Annotated in this window: 3 protein-coding genes; all 3 read left to right on the top strand. The window is 55.9% G+C overall.

The window, feature by feature from the left end:
• Positions 1 to 249: 249 nt before the first annotated feature.
• Positions 250 to 687 (top strand): DUF4869 domain-containing protein, encoded by a 438-nt coding sequence (locus DW796_RS09455; RefSeq protein ID WP_118095008.1) that lies wholly within the window; start codon positions 250 to 252, stop codon positions 685 to 687.
• A gap of 9 nt (positions 688 to 696) precedes the next feature.
• Positions 697 to 1,194: a Fis family transcriptional regulator gene (locus DW796_RS09460; protein WP_187362399.1), complete on the top strand. Its 498-nt coding sequence runs from the start codon at positions 697 to 699 to the stop codon at positions 1,192 to 1,194.
• Between the two features lie 185 nt (positions 1,195 to 1,379).
• The coding region (gene rfbB, locus DW796_RS09465) for a dTDP-glucose 4,6-dehydratase (RefSeq protein ID WP_118095006.1) at positions 1,380 to 2,386 on the top strand (1,007 nt) is incomplete at its 3' end.

A 2,386-nucleotide genomic window follows, 5' to 3' on the forward strand; every position in this document is an offset into this window, starting at 1 on the left:
CGTGTCCGTGCCCGAGGAGATCGCCTGGGAGAACGGCTGGATCACGACCGCCGGGCTGGAGGAGGCCGCGAAGGCCTACGGCAAGTCGGTCTACGGCCGGCACCTGAAGAAGGTCGCCGCCGGCGAGATCGTCAACAGCCCGCGCGAGTATTAGCGCCGGCTTGTTTTCTTTTAGGGGCCACCGTTTATCTGGTGGCCCTTTTCGTTATGATTACGTTGACCATAAAGACAATATGATTGGGAGTGGATGTGTTAAGCGTCTACTTTGGCGATATGCCAGAAGCGATTTACAACACAGCGACATATTTCAAAAACTCTTACCGGTCTTCTTGGATTACGGATCCCTATGCAGTCTCGATAATTAAAGATGTCGATCGATCGGATGTTGTCTCCGAAAACCTCATCGAAAGCCCTGTGCTTGGGTCCATTTCCCCACTCCAGCTTTCTGGTGGCGTGAAAACGCTGCTGCTTATGAGATTTGATCGTAAGCATATTTTTAACGCTTCTACCTGTGGTGATAACTGTGCCAAGTGGATTCTCGATATGGCGAAAGACCGCAAGCTCGTTGTGAATCTCTATCATGTGATGGACTTTGGCCGCGAGGATTTTAAAATTAAAGTCGTGAATAGCGGCCGAATCGTTCACAACATGGCCGAATTGATTCACGAGTCGATTCCGTATCTGTAGGTGCTGCTTATGAACGGTTCGCATCTCGTTAAGATTTCCCGCCGCAGGGGAACCAAGTACACATTTACCATCAAGCGGAACATCACTATTGTGCGTGGCGATAGCGGCACGGGTAAGACGACACTGTTTGACATGGTCGCAGACTACATGCGAACGGGCGAGCAGTCGGGTGTTTCCTTGCAATGCGATTGTCCCTGTGTCGCCCTGACCGATTATGATTGGCGAAACCAGCTTTCGTCCGTTCATGACTCGATTGTATTTGTCGATGAGGGCTTAAAAGAGATTCATTCTGATGAGTTTGCCCATCATGTGCTGTATTCCTCGAATTATTTCGTGCTGATCTCAAGGGCTGATTTCCCTAATCTTCCGTATAGCGTGGATGAGATTTACAAGATTAAGACGAGCGGAAAATACCATTCTTTCGTCCCTGTTTATCAAGATCGTGGGAATCATCGTTATGCTATTTCCCGGTCGGCGCCAAAACAGGACATTACTTACGTGAAATAACTGGGGATTCGGTTTTTCACTACGACAAAGACTGCATTCCGGAGGCGTTTTGTAGGGGAAGTAATTCTGCGAAGGTTATGGCTCTTATCGCATGCCGAAATGTCCGATAGTTTTGTTGAATAGTGTCGCGGCGTCACTTCCTGCGGCATACTAAAGAAGCTGTACTTGCTTCAGATTGGATTTTCATGTCTGAGATTTTTGAACCTAAGAACATCATCGTCACGGGCGGCTGCGGCTTCATCGGCAGCAACTTCGTGCACTACGTGGTGAAGAACCACCCCGAGGTACACGTCACCGTCCTGGACAAGCTGACCTACGCCGGCAACCCCGAGAACATCGCCGGGCTGCCCGCGGACCGCGTGGAGCTCGTCGTGGGCGACATCTGCGACGCCGAGCTTTTGGACCGCATCGTCCCAGGCCACGACGCCATCGTGCACTACGCCGCGGAGTCCCACAACGACAACTCCATCGCCGACCCCGAGCCGTTCCTGCGCACCAACGTGGAGGGCACCTTCCGCCTGCTGGAGGCCGTGAGGAAGTACGGCATCCGCTACCACCACGTCTCCACCGACGAGGTCTACGGCGACCTCGCGCTCGACGACCCGGCGAAGTTCACCGAGGAGACGCCGTACCACCCGTCCTCGCCGTACTCGAGCACCAAGGCTTCCTCCGACATGCTCGTGCGCGCCTGGGCCCGCACCTACGGGCTTCGCACCACGATCTCCAACTGCTCCAACAACTACGGCCCCTACCAGCACGTGGAGAAGTTCATCCCGCGTCAGATCACCAACATAATCGACGGCGTGCGCCCCAAGCTCTACGGAAAGGGCGAGAACGTCCGCGACTGGATCCACACCGAGGACCACTCCTCGGCCGTCTGGGACATCCTCACGAAGGGCGAGATGGGGGAGACCTACCTCATCGGCGCCGACGGCGAGAAGAACAACATCACGGTCCTGCGCATGATCCTGGAGGCGATGGGACGCGACCCCGAGGACTTCGACTGGGTCGCCGACCGCCCCGGCCACGACCGCCGCTACGCCATCGACTCCACCAAGCTCCAGCGCGAGCTCGCCTGGAGGCCGGCGCACACCGACTTCGCCGAGGGCCTGAAGGCCACCATCGACTGGTACGTGGAGAACGAGTCCTGGTGGCGCCCGGCCAAGGAGGCCACCGAGGCCCGCTACCGCGC

The organism is Collinsella sp. AM31-2AC (genome assembly GCF_003469285.1).
Lineage (GTDB): Bacteria > Actinomycetota > Coriobacteriia > Coriobacteriales > Coriobacteriaceae > Collinsella > Collinsella aerofaciens_AT.